Below are 16,021 nucleotides of genomic sequence, written 5' to 3'. Positions count from 1 at the left end.
TCCGATCAGTGTCGCATGCGGCGTCTCGAACCGGTGTTACGCGTGGATCAAGCCTGGTCAGGGCCCACACTCTCAGTGTCGATACGATTCCAGCTCGGCGGCGAGGTGCTCGCCGACCCGCACCTGCAGCTCGGTGCCATCATCCGTGTAGCGGGTGTTGAGCACCTGACCGGTCCGATGAATCCGGGCGACCAGGTCCCCTCGGTCGTACGGAAGGAGGACACGCAGGTCGACCGCCGGGCGTGGCAACCGGGCCGCGATCGCCGTCTGCAGCTCGGCGATGCCGGCCCCGCTGCGCGCCGACACGAAGACCGCCTCCGGCCAGAGACGCTTGAGCCGCAGAATGGTTTCCTCGTCGGCGGCGTCCATCTTGTTGATGACCAGAAGCTCGGGGATGCGGTCGGCGCCCACGTCGCCGAGCACCTCGCGCACGGCGCTCACCTGACCCTCGGGGTCGGGGTGCGCACCGTCCACCACGTGCACGACCAGGTCGGCCTCCGCCACCTCCTCGAGCGTCGAGCGGAACGCCTCGACGATCTGGTGCGGCAGGTGCCGGACGAAGCCCACCGTGTCGGACAGCGTGAAGACTCGGCCGTCCTCGGCCTCGGTGCGCCGGGTGGTCGGGTCGAGGGTGGCGAACAGTGCGTTCTCCACCAACACGCCGGCCTGGGTCAGCCGGTTGAGCAGACTCGACTTGCCGGCGTTGGTGTAACCGGCGATGGCCACGGCGGGGACGCCGCTCGCCTGCCGCCGGGAACGCTTGGTCTGCCGTACGGTCCGCATGGCCTTGATCTCGCGCCGCAGGCGAGAGATGCGCTGGTTGATGCGCCGCCGGTCGGTCTCGAGCTTGGTCTCACCGGGACCGCGCAGACCCACGCCGCCACCGGCGCCGCCGCCACGACCGGAACCACCGCTCTGCCGCGACAGCGTCTCACCCCAGCCGCGCAGGCGCGGCAGAAGGTATTGCAGCTGAGCCAGCTCGACCTGGGCCTTGCCCTCTTTGCTCTTCGCGTGCTGGGCGAAGATGTCGAGGATCAGCGCGGTGCGGTCGACGACCTTGACCTTGACCTGTTGCTCGAGGTTGCGCAGTTGGGACGGGGACAGCTCGCCGTCGCAGATGACCGTGTCGGCACCGGTGGCCAGCACCACGTCGCGCAGCTCGTCGACCTTGCCCCGGCCGATGAAGGTGGCCGCGTCGGGCCGCCCACGCCGCTGGATGAGGCCCTCGAGCACTTGCGAACCGGCCGTCTCGGCCAGCGCGGCCAGCTCGGTCAGGGAGTTGTCGGCATCGGTCACCGAGCCTTCGGTCCAGACGCCGACAAGCACCACCCGCTCGAGGCGGAGCTGCCTGTACTCGACCTCGGTGATGTCGGTGAGCTCGGTCGACAGGCCGGCGACCCGGCGCAGTGAATGCCGCTCCTCCAGCTCGAGGTCGCCCGTCGTGGGATCGATCTCGTCGAGGACGGGTGCCTGATAGATGTCTCGCAAAAAAATGACCTCCTCAGACCGATCGTGGCACGTCCTGGGAGCGGGCGCATCTACATAAGCGGGCCAAGAGTTGACGTTCCGTGTATGACTCACCAGTAACCACCGGATTGGAAACCGCTGCTCCGGAAGCGCAAGAATGCGGTGAAGCACTTGCCGACGCCGGAGGACACACCGTGGTGACCACCCGCCTGCCCAGCGCAGGATTCTCGATCACGATCCGCATCGCCGTTACCGCTGACGCCTCGTCCATCGGCCGCCTCACCACCTGTGTCGGCGAGGCCGGCGCGATCGTGACGGCCCTCGACGTGGTCGATTCCAACCCTACCCAGGTGCTCGTCGACCTGACCTGTGACACCGCCGACTCGGGGCACGCCGACCAGGTCGTCAAGCAGCTCGAGGAACAGGACGGGGTGGATGTCCGGAAGGTGTCGGACCGCACCTTCCTGCTCCACCTGGGCGGCAAGATCGAGGTGAGTTCGAAGGTCGCCCTGCGCAACCGTGACGAGCTGTCCCGGGCGTACACCCCCGGGGTGGCCCGGGTCTGCATGGCCATCGCGGAGAACCCGGCCGACGCGCGTCGCCTGACGATCAAGCGCAACACCGTGGCCGTGGTCAGCGACGGCTCGGCGGTTCTCGGGCTCGGCAACATCGGGCCGGCCGCGGCCATGCCGGTGATGGAGGGCAAGGCCGCGCTGTTCAAGCGGTTCGGCGGCGTCGACGCGTGGCCGGTGGTGCTCGACACCCAGGACACCGACGAGATCGTGCGCATCGTCAAGGCGATCGCGCCGGCCTACGGCGGCATCAACCTGGAGGACATCGCCGCCCCGCGGTGCTTCGAGATCGAGGCCCGGCTGCGGGAGCAGCTCGACATCCCGGTCTTCCACGACGACCAGCACGGCACCGCGATCTGCGTGCTGGCCGCGCTGACCAACGCGCTGCGGGTGGTCGGCAAGCGGCTGCAGGACGTGCGGGTGGTGGTCTCCGGCGCCGGCGCGGCCGGCACGGCGATCATGAAACTGCTGCTGCGGCAGGGCGTCGGCGACATCATCGCGTACGACCGGAAGGGCGCTCTGCACCGCGGCATGCCCGACCTGACCCCGAACTGGCAGTGGCTGGCCGAGCACACCAACAAGGCGAACTTCGTGGGCGACCTGCCCGGCGCGATCGAGGGCGCCGACGTCTTCATCGGGGTGAGCGCGCCCAACCTGCTGACCGGCGCCGACATCGCCAAGATGGCCGACCGGTCGATCGTGTTCGCGCTGGCCAACCCCGATCCCGAGGTCGACCCCCGGGAGGCTCGTCAGCACGCCGCGGTGGTCGCGACCGGCCGCTCGGACCAGCCCAACCAGATCAACAACGTGCTTGCCTTCCCCGGCGTCTTCCGCGGCATGCTCGACGTGAGCGCCGAGGAGTTCACCGAGGAGATGGCGCTGGCCGCGGCCCGCGCGATCGCCGACGTGGTGGGCGAGGACAAGATCAACCCGACGGTCATCGTCCCCAGCGTCTTCGACCCGAAGGTCACCCCGGCGGTGGCCGCCGCGATCCGCGCGGTCGTCCGCGGGGGCCACGCCCCGCACAACCCGGCCGCGGTCCCCGAGGCCGAACTCGACGCGGCCCCGGAAGAAACCTTCTGACAGTACGGGCGACGACGAGTCGCCTGGTTCCGGGACGGCCTGAGCGGTGGGTCAAGGCCGTCCCCGGCCCCCGGCCCGGTCCCGATGGCCGACCCGGCCCGATGGCCGGCCCGGCCCGCCGGCGGTCCCGGTGGCCGGGTCACCGCCCGTCCAGCCACCCGATGAACTCGCCGAGCCGGTCCGTGATCAGGCCGGTCACGCCGGTCCGCGCCGGGGCGGTCCACTGCGCGGTCTCGTTGGCCGTCCACGGCGTCACCTCGATGCCGTGGGCGAGCAGTCGGTCGACCGTCGCCGGGCGGCCAGCACGTCGTCGACCGACGGGTTGCAGCAGGAGACGCCGAGCTCGAGGGCCAGCGGGACGGTGTTGTCGGCGACGCCCTCGCGCAGCAGGCCACGGCGCATCTGCGGGGCGGCGGCACGGACCATCGCGACCACGTCGGGGTTGACGGCCTGGATGGTCGTGCGGTCGAACAGGTCGTGCCCGGCGATCAGCTCGACTATCACTTCGACCTGGTCGACGGTGACCGGTGACTTGAACTCGAGGAGGATCTCGGCGGCCGCCGGGGCCAGCAGGTCGAGGGTCGTCGCGAGGCGGGGCACCCGGACGCCCTCGTAGGCCGGGGAGAACCACGAACCCGCGTCAAGTGACAAAACCATCGAAGCCGGTCTGTCCCCGACATAGCCGGAGGCGGTCGTCGTGCGGTCCAGGGTGCGGTCGTGGATGACCACCGGTACGCCGTCGGCGGTGGTCCGCACGTCGAACTCGACATGGGTGGCGCCCGCGCGGACGGCGGCGGCGAAGGCGGGCAGCGTGTTCTCCGGCGCCACGGCCGAATAGCCGCGCTGCCCGATGCGGTGGCGCATCAGCCGAGCGTTTCGCCGTTCGCCACCAGCACCGCCGGGCCGGCCAGCCACCAGCGGTCGTCGGCGTCGTGGGTGACCAGTAACCGGCCACCGGGCACGTCGACCGCGACGGTGCCGGTGGACCGGCCCGCGTCGCGCAGCGCCACGGCGCCGACCGCCAGCGCGCCCGAGCCGCAGGACAGGGTCTCCCCCGAGCCGCGCTCGTAGACGCGCATCGCCAGGTGCAGGTCGAAGCCCTCGATCGGCTCGGCGGCGACGGCGAACTCGACGTTGACCCCGGAGCGGAACAGGGCCGGGTCGAAGCCGGGGGCCACGGTCAGGTCGAGCGACGGCAGTTCGACGCCGTCGTGCAGGACGCAGACCAGGTGCGGGTTGCCGCAGTCGACGGCTATCCCGGGGAAGGTCAGCGGGCCGGTGGTGGCGGTGCTGGCCGCGTACACCCGCGGGGTCGGCATGTTCACCCGGATGGAGTCGCCCTCGAGCACCGCGACCACGACGCCGGCTCGCGTCGCCACCGGCAGGCCCGCCGGGCCGGGCGTGGCGAGCCCGCTCGACACCAGGAAGCGGGTGAAGACACGCACGCCGTTGCCACACATCTCGGCGATCGAGCCGTCGGCGTTGCGATAGTCCATGAACCACTCGGCGTCGGCCGCGACCGCCGCGCCGTCCGGGTCCTTGGCGGTGCGCACGACGCGCAGCACGCCGTCGGCACCGATGCCGAACCGCCTGTCGCAGAGCGCCGCGACCTGCGCGGGGGTCAGTGTGAGAGCGCCGTCCGGGTCACTGACGAGCACGAAGTCGTTGCCGGTTCCGTGGCCCTTCGTGAACTTGATCTGGGTTTCTCCGCCGGAGGTCGGCTCAGGGAATCGCACGCTGCAATCATCTCGCAAGCGCCAGCGCGTCCGCCACGAGGTTGTCCCCGGCCCCGTCGAGCCAGTGGATCGCCTTGTCGCGCTTGAACCAGGAACGTTGCCGGCGCACGAACCGCCGCGTGCCCTGCACCGTGCTCGCCTTCGCCAGCTCGGTCGAGAGCTCGCCGTCGAGTTCGGCGAGCGCCTGCTGGTAGCCCAGCGCGCGGGACGAGGTGCGGCCGTCGCGCAGGCCGAGCGGGATCAACGCGCGTACCTCGTCGAGCAGGCCGCCGGCCCACATGAGATCGACCCGGCGCGCGATCCGTTCGTCGAGGGCGGCGGCCTGGCGGTCGACCCCGATCTGCAGCGCGTCGTAGTGCGGGGTGGGCTGCGGCAGGGTGGCGGTGAACGGTCTGCCGGTCAGCTCGATGACCTCGAGCGCCCGGACGATCCGCCGGCCGTTGGAGGGCAGGATGTTCTCGGCCGCGGCCGGATCGCGCTGCCGGAGGCGCTCGTGCAGCGGGGCCGGGCCGCCGGCCGCCAGCTCGGCCTCCAGCCGGGCGCGGATCGCCGGGTCGGTGCCCGGGAACTCGAACTCCTCCAGGACCGCGCGCAGGTACAGTCCCGACCCGCCGACCAGCAGCGGAACCCGATCACGAGCCAGGATGTCGTCGATCGCCGCCCGGGCCAGCCGTTGATATTCGGCGACCGCCGCCGGCACCGTCACGTCCCAGATGTCTAGCAGATGGTGCGGAACGCCGGCCCGCTCGGCGACCGTCAGCTTCGCGGTGCCCACGTCCATCCCCCGATAGAGCTGCATGGAGTCGGCGTTCACCACCTCACCACCCAGTTCATGGGCGAGAGCGATGCTCAGGGCGGATTTTCCCGCGGCGGTCGGTCCCACGACAGTGATCACCCGCGGAACCACTCTTGACGGCACAAAGCAACCGTAGGACAAGGTTTGGCCACGGTCATCGGCGGGCGCTTCCCCACAACCGGGTTGGACCTGTGACAATGCGCGAGAAAGAATGCCGATGAGAAGCTATCGGCCTTCGACTGCGCTATGGCGGTGGTTGCCCCCGATGGTCCGGGGGTGGGCGCCGGGAGACTGAGGACGGGTTATGAGCGACTGGACGGCCTTCGGGCGCGTGGATGCCGACGGCACCGTGTACGTGAAGACCGCGGAGGGCGACCGAGTGGTCGGCTCCTGGCAGGCGGGCACCCCCGAGGAGGGCCTGGCTCACTTCGCCCGGCGCTTCGCCGACCTCGTCACCGAGGTCGACCTCATCGAGGCCCGCCTCAAGTCCGGCGCGGCCGACGCGTCGCACTCGCTGACCACCGTGAAGCGGCTGCGCACCGAGCTGCCCGAAGCGCACGTGGTCGGCGACATCGACGGGCTCGCCTCCCGTCTCGACAAGCTCGCCGGCCTCGCCGACGAGAAGGCCGGGGAGGCCCGTGCCGCCCGCGAGGTGGCCCGTGGCGAGGCCCTGGCCCGCAAGACCGCCCTCGTCGAAGAGGCCGAGAAGATCGCCGCCGACGCCACCGGCTGGAAGACGGCCGGCGACCGGCTCAAGGAGATCCTCGACGAGTGGAAGACGATCCGCGGCGTCGACAAGAAGACCGACGGCGAGCTGTGGAAGCGCTTCGCCGCCGCCCGGGACGGCTTCACCCGCCGCCGGGGCGCCCACTTCGCCACCCTCGACGGCCAGCGCAAGCAGGCCCAGACGGCGAAGGAGGAGCTGGTCAAGGAGGCCGAGAGCCTGGCCGAGTCGGGCGAGTGGTCGAGCACCGCCAACCGGCTCAAGGAGCTCATGACCGAGTGGAAGGCCGCGCCCCGCGCCGCCAAGGAGGCCGAGCAGCGCCTCTGGGAGCGGTTCCGGGCGGCGCAGGACGCCTTCTTCACCCGGCGTAGCGAGGTCTTCTCCGCACGTGACGCGGAGTACAAGGGCAACCTCGACAAGAAGCAGGCCATCCTCACCGAGCTCGAGGCGGTCGACGTCGACGCCGACCCGCGCGCCGCGCAGAACAAGCTGCGGGACGCCCAGGCCGCATGGCACGACGCGGGCCGGGTGCCGCGCGAGGCGTCGGTGTCGCTCGACCGTCGCTGGCGGGCCGCCGAGGAGCGCATCCGGGTGGCGATGGACTCGGCGTGGCGCAAGACCACCCCGCAGGACAACCCGCTGCTGCGGCAGATGCGCGAGCAGGTCGCCGAGGCGGAGGAGAAGCTGGCCCGCGCGCAGGCGGCCGGCGACAACCGCCGCATCAAGGAGGCCGAGCAGGCGCTTGCTTCCAAGAAGCAGTTCCTCGCTCTCGCCGAGCAGGCCAACTAGGCGCTCACTCCGCTCACTCCGCTCACTCCGCTTAATCCGACAAAGACGCCAATTCGGCCGGTGACGCGTTGCCACCGGTGCAGACAACCGCGATCGTCCGGCCGGCGAAGCGCTCCGGGTCCGCCAGCACGGCGGCCAGCGGCGCGGCGCCGGCCCCTTCGGCGAGGGTGTGCGCGTCCCGGGCCAGCACCCGCCGGCCCACGGTGATCTGGTCGTCGGTGACCAGCACGAAGTCCGCGAGATCACGCATGTGGTGCTGCGGCAGGGCGAAACCCCGGCCGGTCGCCAACCCGTCGACGCGTGTCCGGTTCGGCCGTACCACCGGCGACTGGTCACGCCAGGAGTCGTGGGCGGCGGGCGACGAAGCCGACTGCACGGCGATGATCTGACACCTCGGGGCCAACTCCTTGGCCACGACTGTGGCGGCGGCCGCGCCCGTACCGCTGCCGACCGGCACGACTATCGCGTCCAGGTCGGGGCGGGCTTCCAAGATCTCCTGATAGAGGGTGCCGACCCCGGCCAGCAGCTCGAGGGTGTCTCCGGGGCTCACCAGGCGAGCGCCGGTCTCGGCGGCGAGCCGCACCGCGTGCTGTTCGGCGGCGGCCAGACCGGCACCGGTCAGCACCACCGTCGCGCCCAGCGCCTCGACCGCGGCCGCCTTCGCCGGATTGGCGGCCGCCGGCATCACGACCGTGCAGGGTGCGCCGAAGACCTGACTCGCGTACGCCAGGGACAGCGCGTGGTTGCCGGTCGAATAGGTCACCGTGCCACGAGCGCGGTCCGGCCGGGCGGCGAGCAGGGTCAGGCCGCCACGCACCTTGAACGCCCCGACCGGCTGCGTGTTCTCGTGCTTGACCAGCACCGTCGCGCCGGTCGTGCGGTCGAGCAGCGGGTAGGACCACATCGGGGTGGGCGGCAGGTGACGGCGGACGACCTCGCGGGCCGCGCGGACGTCGGCGTAGGTGAGCTCCATGGGTAGATCGTCGACCGGTACCGACCCATAGGTCCAATGCCCATCTTCGTGGAAACCGATAGATTTGGTTGATGCTTGACGTCACCCGGCTTCGAGTGCTGGTGGCGGTCGCCCGGCACGGCTCGGTCACCGCCGCCGCCCAGGCCCTGCACTACGCGCAGCCGTCGGTCAGTCATCACCTCGCCCGGCTCGAGGCCGAGACCGGCAGCCGACTGGTGCAGCGGGCCGGTCGAGGCATCCGGCTCACCGAGGCCGGCCGGGTGCTCGCCGACCGGGCCGAGGAGATCCTGGGCCGGCTCGCCGCGGCCGAGGACGAGCTGGCCGAACACACCGGGCTACGGGCGGGGCGAGTGCGGCTGGCCGCGTTCCCGTCGGCGCTGGGCACGTTCGTGCCCGCCGCGGCGGCCGGCTTCCTCACCGCGTACCCGTCGATTGATCTGCGGTTCGCCGAGGCCGAGCCGCCGGCGGCGATGCGAGCGCTGCGCAGCGGTGCGGTCGAGGTGGCCCTGCTGTTCGCCCATCCGGGCGGGCCGCAACCCGATCTGGCCGGGGTGCGGCACGAGATGCTGACGGACGAGCCGATGCACCTGGTCACGCCGCCCGACTGGCCCGGCGGAAGCCTGCGCGACCACCGTGACCGGCCCTGGATCGGCGGTTGCGAGCGCTGCCGGGACGAACTGGTGCGGGCCTGCGCGGCCGAGGGCTTCACGCCCGACATCCGGTTCACGACCGACGACTACGTGGCGGTGCAGAGCCTGGTCGCGGCCGGTCTCGGGGTGACCACGCTGCCCGCGCTCGCCCTGGCCGCCCACCGCGACGACCGGGTCCGCACCGTGCGGCTCCCCGGGCCGGGCCGCCGCATCCTGGCCGCCGTGCACGGCGAGCCGCCCGATCCACCGGCCACCGCGGCGCTGCTGGAGCACCTGCGCCGGGCCGCCGCTACGCCGTGACCAGGCTGAGCGCGCCGATCGCCTTCGACTTCTTGGCGTCGTACATGGCCAGGTCGGCCCGGGTGAGCACGTCGTCGGTGTCGTCGCCGGGCCGGGCATAGGTGACGCCGACGCTGACCCCGATGCGCACCCGTTCGCCGGCCGCGGCCAACTCGCGAGCGGCCAGGCCGTCGATCCGCTCGGCGACCGCCTCGACCGCGCCGGGTCCCCGGCAGATGATCACGAACTCGTCCCCGCCGAACCGGCTCACCAGGTCACCGTCACGCATTCCGGCCCGCAGGTGCTCGGCCACCGCGACCAGCAGATCGTCCCCGGCGGCGTGACCGAGGCGGTCGTTCACCGGTTTGAAGCCGTCGAGGTCGCAGAAGAGCACGGCCAGCCCGTCCGGGCCGTTCCGCAGCTCCTGGTCGATCCGGGCGACGCAGGCCGCCCGGTTGGGCAACCCGGTGAGCGGGTCCGAGGTGGCCAGCCGGTGCAGCGCCCGCTCGGCCTCGCGGCGGGCCGCCGACAACCGCGCGATCCGCATCATGACCAGCGGAACCAGGCCGGCCGAGGAGAGCGCGATGAGCACCCCGTCGGTGGGCAGGCCGAGAATCGCCCGGCCGCCGCCGATCAGCGGGCCCAGCGCCAGCATGAAGCCGAGGAAGGTCAGCCGGCCGTTGCTCAGGTCGTCCACCGGGCGCGGGCCCCGCTCGGCCAGCTCGGACACCGCCGGGTGCAGGGCCGCGCAGCCGAGCGTCGCATAGGCGCCCAGGTAGACCATGTTCGTCCAGTCGGCGCGCACACCGTTGGCGTCGAACGCGAACGTGCCGGTCACGGTGCCCATCAGGGCGAGGAAGTTGCCCGCGGTGAGCAGCCACACCGGCGCCATCCGCCGGTCGGCGACGGCCGAGACCCGCACCAGCGCCCCCAGCGCACCGGCCATCAGGAACACGTTGACGAACGTGCCGGCCTGCCGCGTGACCGAGAGGTCGTGGGCGGTCATCGCGGGCAGCATCACCGCGTCCCACAGCAGCCCGGACAGCGCCACCGCGGTGATCACCGAGTCGATGATGCCGCCGGTGTCGCCGCGGCCGCGCTGCCGCACCACGACCAGTGCCGAGGCGAGCGTGAGGCCACCACCGGTGAGCAGGAAGAGATCGGCGACGGTGCCGTCCCCGCTGACCCGGCCGCCCCAGGTGACCATCCAGATCCACACGAAGTTGCCGAGGTTGTAGGAGATCGCCGAGGCCAGCAGCACCCACCACGCCAGCCGGGCGCCCTTCGGCGCCCGGCGCAGCGACACGATCACCGCCGGCACGACGCTGATCGTCAAGATCAAGAACGGAATACCGCGGATGTCGTACGGGATGAGCAGGTACGTCGCCACCACGACGCCCGCGACGGCGGCGTAGAGGCGGAAGATCAGCACAGGACCGCTCATCGGCCGCCGACCGCCGAAGGTGAGCACTTCCGCCTATCGGCGGCTCATTGCTTGCCGGCAGGCAATTTCAGAGCGCGCAGCCACCGCTCGTGGCCGGCAGCGGAGCCGGCACCCCGACCGTGGGCAGGCCCAGCGAGACACCCTTGAGCTTGGGGGTGCGGCCGGCCTCGAACGCGTCGCCGGCCCGGGTGCGCCGGTGCGACAGCGGCTCGCCGTCGGCGTTGAGGTGGTGCGGGGCGGCGTAGGTGAGCACGGTCTCGACGATGTCGCCGGGACGGGGCGCGAGATCGCCGGTCGCGAAGTGGACCAGCCGGCCGTCCCGGGCCCGGCCACTCATCCGGCCCGTACGCTCGTCTTTGCGACCCTCACCGACCGCGACCAGCACCTCGACCTTCTTGCCCACGAGTTTCTTGTTCTCGGCCCAGGTGATCTCCTCGAGGAGGGCGATCAGCCGGTTGTAGCGGTCCTGCACGACCGCCTTGGGCACCTGCTCCGGCATCGTCGCGGCGGGCGTGCCCGGCCGCTTGGAATATTGAAAGGTGAAGGCGCTGGAGAAGCGGGCCCGGCGGACCACCTCGAGGGTCTGCTCGAAGTCCTCCTCGGTCTCGCCGGGGAAGCCGACGATGATGTCGGTGGTGATCGCGGCGTCCGGCATCGCGGCCCGGACCTTCTCGATGATCCCCAGGTACTTCTCCTGGCGGTAGCTGCGCCGCATGGCCTTGAGGACTCGGTCGGAGCCGGACTGCAACGGCATGTGCAGCGAGTGGCAGACGTTCGGCGTCTCGGCCATCGCGGCGATCACGTCGTCGGTGAAGTCCTTCGGGTGCGGGCTGGTGAACCGCACCCGCTCCAGCCCCTCGATGTCGCCGGTGGCGCGCAGCAGCTTGCCGAACGCGAGCCGGTCACCGAACTCCGCGCCGTACGAATTGACGTTCTGCCCGAGCAGCGTGACCTCGAGAACGCCCTCCTTGGTCAATGCCTCGACCTCGGCCAGGATCTCGCCGGGGCGCCGGTCCTTCTCCTTGCCGCGCAGCGCCGGCACGATGCAGAACGTGCAGGTGTTGTTGCAGCCCACCGAGATCGACACCCAGCCGGCGTAGGTCGACTCACGCTTGGTCGGCAGGGTCGACGGGAACACCTCGAGCGACTCGAGGATCTCCACCTCGGCCGCCTCGTTGTGCCGGGCCCGCTCCAGCAGCGCCGGCAGCGAGCCGATGTTGTGGGTGCCGAAGACGACGTCGACCCAGGGCGCCTTCTTGACGATGTCGCCGCGGTCCTTCTGGGCCAGGCAGCCGCCCACGGCGATCTGCATGCCGGGGTGCTTGAGCTTGGTGGGGCGCAGGTGACCGAGGTTGCCGTAGAGGCGGTTGTCGGCATTTTCCCGGACCGCGCAGGTGTTGAAGACCACGACGTCGGCCGCCTCGGGATCGGCGGCACGCACGTAGCCCGCATCCTCCATCAGGCCGGAGATGCGCTCACTGTCGTGCACGTTCATCTGGCAGCCATAGGTGCGCACGTCATAGGTGCGCCGGGTGCCGAGGTCTTCGATAGTCATGGCAATTGACCAGGGTACTGCTTAGGCGGCGGCGGGCCGCTCCGGCGTACGGTCACAATCGCCGCCGGTGCAGGGGCGCAGCCCACGCCGCTCGGGGCCGTCGTCGGTCTCGATCTCGTCGACGTGCACCGGCCGCAGCGTGCCGTCCGGCTCGGCCAGCACGTACCTCGTCGGGTCGAGAGTGTCGTCGGCAAGCAGGACCGCGGTCTCCAGCCGGACCGCGACGGCGCTCGCGGCGGTGGCCTCGTCGACCCCGGCCGGAGCCAGGTAGACGTCGGCGAGTGTCGGGAAGTCGCCACCCACCCGGTAGACGTCGCACATGATCGCGCCGTCCGTGCCCAGCGGACCCACGTTGCGTTCCAGCGCACCGGCGATCGCGCCGTGCACTCGTTCCGCATCAATTCGATTTCCGATCGCCCAGTTCCACAGGCCGGGTGTCGGGTCCCCGTCAGCCATACCGAACATGCTGGACAATCTCCGGGCCTTCCATCAGTTAAGTTACCGCTCCGTGACCATTCTCGGTGTGAACCGATACAACGGTCCAATTAGAGTGTGCCCATCCGGGTGATCCGCGACGAACGGACGGTGGTTCGACAGTGTCCGACGAGGCTCTCATCGTCCTCGAGAACGTCAACAAATGGTTCGGCCCACTGCACGTGCTCGACGACGTGAACATGTCCGTCGCCCGTGGCGAGGTGGTCGTCGTGATCGGACCGTCCGGGTCTGGCAAGTCCACGCTCTGCCGCGCCATCAATCGACTTGAGCCGATCAGTTCGGGCACCATCACGTTCGACGGCAAACCGCTGCCGGAGGAGGGCAAATCCCTCGCCCGCCTGCGCAGCGAGGTCGGCATGGTGTTCCAGTCGTTCAATCTCTTCGCGCACAAGACCATCCTGCAGAATGTCATGCTCGGACCGGTCAAGGTGCGTAAGGAGAAGCCCGTCGAAGTCCGCGAGCGGGCCATGGCGCTGCTCGACCGGGTCGGCATCGGCAACCAGGCGGAGAAGTTCCCGGCCCAGCTCTCCGGTGGCCAGCAGCAGCGGGTGGCGATCGCGCGAGCCCTCGCGATGCAGCCCAAGGCGATGCTCTTCGACGAGCCGACGAGCGCCCTCGACCCCGAGATGGTGGGCGAGGTGCTCGACGTCATGACGTCGCTGGCCCGGGAGGGGATGACCATGGTGGTGGTCACCCACGAGATGGGCTTCGCCCGGCACGCGGCCAACCGGGTGGTCTTCATGGCCGATGGTCAACTCGTCGAGGAAGCACCGCCGACCGAGTTCTTCGCCAATCCGAAAAGCGATCGCGCCAAGGACTTCCTGTCGAAAATCCTTACGCATTGACAACGCAAAGCACTCTTCGTCCATAGCGGTAGTAACGATTTCGAGGAGCGTAATCATGCGCATCACCCGATTGGCAGCGGTTTTCGGTGCAATGACCATGGCACTGACCGTGGCGGCCTGCGGCGGGGACGACTCCGGTTCCAGTGGCGGCAGCGGCAGCGGCGCCTCCGGCATCGTGGGCAAGGCTGAGAAGGACAAGAAGCTGACCATCGGCGTCAAGGCCGACCAGCCCGGCCTCGGCCTGCAGACCGGCAGCACCTACACCGGCTTCGACATCGAGATCGGCAAGCTGATCGCGAAGGGTCTCGGCGTCGAGGAGAGCGGCATCACCTGGAAGACGACGGTCTCGGCCAACCGCGAGCCGTACATCCAGCAGGGCCAGGTCGACATCGTGGTGGCCACCTACACGATCAACGACGAGCGCAAGCAGAAGGTCAACTTCGGCGGGCCGTACTACATCGCCGGTCAGGACCTGCTCGTGCCGACCGCCTCGACGATCACCGGCCCCGACGCGCTCGCCGGCAAGAAGGTCTGCTCGGTCAGCGGTTCCACGCCGGCCAAGCGCATCCAGACCGACTACAAGTCGGCCCAGCTGCAGCAGTTCGACTCGTACTCGAAGTGCGTGACGGCGCTCGCCGGCGGTCAGGTCGACGCGGTCACCACCGACGACATCATCCTGGCCGGTTACGCCGCCCAGGAGCAGTACGCGGGCAAGTTCAAGGTCGTCGGCAAGCCGTTCAGCACCGAGCCGTACGGCATCGGTCTGAAGAAGGACGACACCGCGGGCTGCAACAAGATCAACGACATCCTGAAGGCCGCCGCGGCCGACGGGTCCTACAAGAAGGCCTGGGACGACACCCTCGGCAAGAGCGGCAAGGCCGCTGCCGACCTGGACGTCTCGAAGCTGACCAACTGCTCCTGAACTGAAGATCTCGACGGCGGGGCCGGTCCTCCGGCCCCGCTTTCTTTGAAGGGCGGCGCATGGACGTCTTCTCCGATGCGGACAACCTCGACGTCTATGTGACCGGGTTCCTCTGGATTCTCAAGCTCACGCTCGTCGGCACGCTCGGCGCCGTCGTGATCGGCACCTTGCTGGCGGCTTTCCGCGTCTCCCCCATCCCGGTGCTACGCGGCTTCGGCGCGGCGTGGGTGAACATCTTCCGGAACACGCCGCTGACGCTGATCGTCTTCTTCTGCTACTTCGGCCTCTACTCCACGCTCGGCGTCGTCTTCTCCGACGACCTCGAGCTGAACAACTTCTGGCTCGGCGTCGTCGGCCTCGCGGTCTACACCGCCGCGTTCGTCTGCGAGGCGATCCGCTCCGGCATCAACACCGTGCCGCCCGGGCAGGCCGAGGCGGCCCGAGCGATCGGCATGACGTTCCGGCAGACGCTCACGATGATCGTGTTGCCCCAGGCCGGCCGGGCCGTGATCGCGCCCCTCGGCAGCATCCTCATCGCGCTCTGCAAGAACGCCACGATCATCGGCACGATCGGCCTCATGGAGTCCTCCAACGCCATGAAAGAGCTGATCAACTCGAACGGCCAGGCGGTCTTCCAGATCTTCTTCGTCTTCGCCGGCACCTTCGCCGTGGTTCTGATCCCGACCGGCTACGGCTTCGGCTGGCTGGCCAACAAGATGGCGGTGAAGCGGTGAGCGAGCGCAGCGAGCGAACAATTCGGCTCAGCGCCGGGTCTCGTGTCCGGCCGGAGCGAAGCGGAGCCTCGTCATGAGCACCGACGCGGTTCTTTACGACCACCCCGGCCCGCGCGCCCGCGCCCGCAACCGGATCTTCACGGTCGTCTTCGGCATCGCGCTCGTCGCGTTGCTGTACTGGATCTACCACCGCTTCGACGTCAAGGGCCAGTGGGCGGGCACCCTGTGGAAGCCGTTCACGCAGAGCAGCACCTGGACCGACTACATCCTGCCCGGCTTGAAGGGCACCCTGCAGGCCGCCGCGATCGCCATGGTCCTGTCGCTGGCCTTCGGCATCCTTTTCGCCGTCGGCCGGCTCTCCGACCACCGGTGGGTGCGCATCCCGGCGGGCATCGTCGTCGAGTTCTTCCGGGCCGTACCTCTGCTGTTGATGATGTTCTTCATCTTCTTCGGCATCCCGTTCGTCACCGAGCAGCCGATGTCCCCGCTCTGGGCCGTCGTCATCGCGCTGACGCTTTACAACGGGTCGGTCCTGGCCGAAGCCTTCCGCGCGGGCGTGCGGTCGGTGCCGCCGGGGCAGAGCGAGGCGGCGTACGCGATCGGCATGCGCAAGGGCCAGGTGATGGGGCAGATCCTCATCCCGCAGGCCGCCCGCGCCATGCTGCCGGTGATCGTCAGCCAGCTCGTGGTGCTGGTCAAGGACACCGCGCTCGGCTACATCATCAGCTACAACGAGCTGCTCCAGATGGGCGTCAACAACGTCGCCGCCAACTTCGGCAACGTCATCCAGGCCGCGATGGTGGCCGCCGCCATCTACATCGCGGTCAACGCGACGCTCACCGCCGTGGCCGGTTGGCTCAGCAAGCGCACCCGGCGCAGCGGCAAGGCCCCGCGGACCACCCGGGTCCTGGCCGGCGCCACCGATCAGACCACCGGGGCCTGATTACTCTCAGTGTC

General features: G+C 70.0%; 16 protein-coding genes. 7 read left to right on the top strand and 9 right to left on the bottom strand.

All coding sequences use genetic code 11. From position 1 onward, the window contains the following. Positions 1–72 precede the first annotated feature (72 nt). Positions 73–1,488 carry a GTPase HflX gene (hflX, locus tag Afe05nite_RS05515; protein ID WP_203815868.1) on the bottom strand — a complete coding sequence of 472 codons (1,416 nt, stop codon included), beginning with the start codon at positions 1,486–1,488 and terminating at the stop codon, positions 73–75. A gap of 173 nt (positions 1,489–1,661) precedes the next feature. Between hflX and Afe05nite_RS05510 the strand changes: the two genes are divergently transcribed. Beyond that, entirely contained in the window at positions 1,662–3,122 is a 1,461-nt protein-coding gene (locus Afe05nite_RS05510; protein WP_203815867.1) for an NAD-dependent malic enzyme, read from the top strand. Between the two features lie 139 nt (positions 3,123–3,261). Here the strand turns inward: Afe05nite_RS05510 and Afe05nite_RS44465 are convergent, their stop codons facing one another. The 4 genes from Afe05nite_RS44465 to miaA are packed head-to-tail and all read right to left on the bottom strand — an operon-like array spanning position 3,262 to position 5,753. After that, positions 3,262–3,378, bottom strand: a complete 117-nt coding sequence (locus Afe05nite_RS44465; RefSeq protein WP_275407444.1) for a hypothetical protein — start codon at positions 3,376–3,378, stop codon at positions 3,262–3,264. Then, complete coding sequence (locus Afe05nite_RS05500) at positions 3,375–3,986, bottom strand: glycerophosphodiester phosphodiesterase (RefSeq protein WP_203815866.1); 612 nt, start codon at positions 3,984–3,986, stop codon at positions 3,375–3,377. The genes Afe05nite_RS44465 and Afe05nite_RS05500 overlap by 4 nt, the downstream gene beginning before the upstream one ends. Next, a complete protein-coding gene (dapF, locus tag Afe05nite_RS05495) occupies positions 3,986–4,819 on the bottom strand; it encodes a diaminopimelate epimerase (protein ID WP_203816029.1) in 834 nt (277 codons plus the stop codon). Before dapF ends, Afe05nite_RS05500 begins: the two co-directional genes overlap by 1 nt. Before the next feature lie 46 nt (positions 4,820–4,865). Beyond that, entirely contained in the window at positions 4,866–5,753 is an 888-nt protein-coding gene (gene miaA / locus Afe05nite_RS05490) for a tRNA (adenosine(37)-N6)-dimethylallyltransferase MiaA (RefSeq protein WP_239117575.1), read from the bottom strand. Positions 5,754–5,958: 205 nt separating this feature from the next. Between miaA and Afe05nite_RS05485 the strand changes: the two genes are divergently transcribed. Continuing rightward, complete coding sequence (locus Afe05nite_RS05485) at positions 5,959–7,167, top strand: DUF349 domain-containing protein (RefSeq protein ID WP_203815864.1); 1,209 nt, start codon at positions 5,959–5,961, stop codon at positions 7,165–7,167. Between the two features lie 31 nt (positions 7,168–7,198). On the opposite strand, the gene Afe05nite_RS05480 is transcribed toward Afe05nite_RS05485, so the two are convergent. Then, entirely contained in the window at positions 7,199–8,140 is a 942-nt protein-coding gene (locus Afe05nite_RS05480) for a threonine ammonia-lyase (RefSeq protein WP_203815863.1), read from the bottom strand. 71 nt (positions 8,141–8,211) lie between these two features. Between Afe05nite_RS05480 and Afe05nite_RS05475 the strand changes: the two genes are divergently transcribed. Beyond that, on the top strand, positions 8,212–9,090 hold the full coding sequence (locus tag Afe05nite_RS05475; RefSeq protein ID WP_203815862.1) for a LysR family transcriptional regulator: 879 nt from the start codon (positions 8,212–8,214) through the stop codon (positions 9,088–9,090). On the opposite strand, the gene Afe05nite_RS05470 is transcribed toward Afe05nite_RS05475, so the two are convergent. The 3 genes from Afe05nite_RS05470 to Afe05nite_RS05460 form a co-directional block, all read right to left on the bottom strand. Further along, positions 9,080–10,513, bottom strand: a complete 1,434-nt coding sequence (locus Afe05nite_RS05470) for a GGDEF domain-containing protein (protein WP_203815861.1) — start codon at positions 10,511–10,513, stop codon at positions 9,080–9,082. The genes Afe05nite_RS05475 and Afe05nite_RS05470 overlap by 11 nt on opposite strands. Before the next feature lie 67 nt (positions 10,514–10,580). Next, positions 10,581–12,068 (bottom strand): tRNA (N6-isopentenyl adenosine(37)-C2)-methylthiotransferase MiaB, encoded by a 1,488-nt coding sequence (gene miaB, locus Afe05nite_RS05465; protein WP_203815860.1) that lies wholly within the window; start codon positions 12,066–12,068, stop codon positions 10,581–10,583. A gap of 21 nt (positions 12,069–12,089) precedes the next feature. Further along, entirely contained in the window at positions 12,090–12,524 is a 435-nt protein-coding gene (locus Afe05nite_RS05460; RefSeq protein ID WP_239117574.1) for a hypothetical protein, read from the bottom strand. 140 nt (positions 12,525–12,664) lie between these two features. Here Afe05nite_RS05460 and Afe05nite_RS05455 point away from each other — a divergent pair, with 140 nt between their 5' ends. The 4 genes from Afe05nite_RS05455 to Afe05nite_RS05440 all read left to right on the top strand — a co-directional run bounded on the left by Afe05nite_RS05455 (position 12,665) and on the right by Afe05nite_RS05440 (position 16,007). Continuing rightward, positions 12,665–13,408 (top strand): amino acid ABC transporter ATP-binding protein, encoded by a 744-nt coding sequence (locus Afe05nite_RS05455; protein WP_203815858.1) that lies wholly within the window; start codon positions 12,665–12,667, stop codon positions 13,406–13,408. A gap of 55 nt (positions 13,409–13,463) precedes the next feature. Next, positions 13,464–14,330 carry a glutamate ABC transporter substrate-binding protein gene (locus Afe05nite_RS05450; protein WP_203815857.1) on the top strand — a complete coding sequence of 289 codons (867 nt, stop codon included), beginning with the start codon at positions 13,464–13,466 and terminating at the stop codon, positions 14,328–14,330. Between the two features lie 59 nt (positions 14,331–14,389). Further along, positions 14,390–15,064, top strand: coding sequence for an amino acid ABC transporter permease (locus Afe05nite_RS05445; protein WP_203815856.1), 675 nt, complete (start codon positions 14,390–14,392; stop codon positions 15,062–15,064). 73 nt (positions 15,065–15,137) lie between these two features. Further along, positions 15,138–16,007: an amino acid ABC transporter permease gene (locus Afe05nite_RS05440; protein ID WP_203815855.1), complete on the top strand. Its 870-nt coding sequence runs from the start codon at positions 15,138–15,140 to the stop codon at positions 16,005–16,007. Positions 16,008–16,021 lie beyond the last annotated feature (14 nt).

It is taken from the genome of Paractinoplanes ferrugineus (assembly GCF_016862195.1).
GTDB lineage: Bacteria > Actinomycetota > Actinomycetes > Mycobacteriales > Micromonosporaceae > Actinoplanes > Actinoplanes ferrugineus.
This window is presented reverse-complemented; position numbering and strand designations above follow the sequence as displayed.

Bases quoted from the DNA above. Each gene is read 5' to 3' on its own strand.
- Afe05nite_RS05475 (WP_203815862.1), top strand. From the start codon at position 8,212: ATGCTTGACGTCACCCGGCTTCGAGTGCTGGTGGCGGTCGCCCGGCAC.
- Afe05nite_RS05460 (WP_239117574.1), bottom strand. From the start codon at position 12,524: ATGGCTGACGGGGACCCGACACCCGGCCTGTGGAACTGGGCGATCGGA.
- Afe05nite_RS05450 (WP_203815857.1), top strand. From the start codon at position 13,464: ATGCGCATCACCCGATTGGCAGCGGTTTTCGGTGCAATGACCATGGCA.
- Afe05nite_RS05480 (WP_203815863.1), bottom strand. From the start codon at position 8,140: ATGGAGCTCACCTACGCCGACGTCCGCGCGGCCCGCGAGGTCGTCCGC.
- Afe05nite_RS05500 (WP_203815866.1), bottom strand. From the start codon at position 3,986: ATGCGCCACCGCATCGGGCAGCGCGGCTATTCGGCCGTGGCGCCGGAG.
- Afe05nite_RS05440 (WP_203815855.1), top strand. From the start codon at position 15,138: ATGAGCACCGACGCGGTTCTTTACGACCACCCCGGCCCGCGCGCCCGC.
- Afe05nite_RS05470 (WP_203815861.1), bottom strand. From the start codon at position 10,513: ATGAGCGGTCCTGTGCTGATCTTCCGCCTCTACGCCGCCGTCGCGGGC.
- Afe05nite_RS05485 (WP_203815864.1), top strand. From the start codon at position 5,959: ATGAGCGACTGGACGGCCTTCGGGCGCGTGGATGCCGACGGCACCGTG.
- Afe05nite_RS05445 (WP_203815856.1), top strand. From the start codon at position 14,390: ATGGACGTCTTCTCCGATGCGGACAACCTCGACGTCTATGTGACCGGG.
- miaB (WP_203815860.1), bottom strand. From the start codon at position 12,068: ATGACTATCGAAGACCTCGGCACCCGGCGCACCTATGACGTGCGCACC.